The sequence below is a fragment of the Erwinia sp. V71 genome, from assembly GCF_965644245.1.
In the GTDB taxonomy this organism is placed as follows: Bacteria; Pseudomonadota; Gammaproteobacteria; order Enterobacterales; family Enterobacteriaceae; genus Erwinia.
Genome location: NZ_CBFFRK010000314.1, coordinates 1 through 317, shown reverse-complemented (window position 1 = coordinate 317; position 317 = coordinate 1). Strand labels below are relative to the sequence as shown.

At 45.1% G+C, this 317-nt stretch carries 1 protein-coding gene; it reads right to left on the bottom strand.

Going from position 1 to position 317, the window contains the following annotated elements:
• Window positions 1-31 precede the first annotated feature (31 nt).
• Window positions 32-244, bottom strand: coding sequence for a LysR substrate-binding domain-containing protein (locus ACSZO1_RS22785; RefSeq protein WP_437616689.1), 213 nt, complete (start codon window positions 242-244; stop codon window positions 32-34).
• Window positions 245-317 lie beyond the last annotated feature (73 nt).

The window sequence follows — 317 nt, the reverse complement described above, 5'->3', positions numbered from 1 at the left end:
GTTCCGGCAGCCTTCAGTGGTCTTTGCAGAGTTAAGACAGGCGGCTTAGCGTTGCACTTCGAACTTGAATCCGCCCGGTAGGGATCGGGGAAAAGGAGTGACAGTCAAAAATATCGTCAAACTGCGGTTTCTGGATTAAGGCAATATCAATCAACCCGGCATGCAGGCTGTCTTCTAAATTACTGGAATCGGATACTGTAAGACGTAATTCAATATCCGGATAACGACGATGCAGCGCCAGAATTAAGGAAGGTGCGATTTAATCATTCAAAGTTCTGTTCATGACTACAATGATTGCCGTTCATCTATCGTTTTCA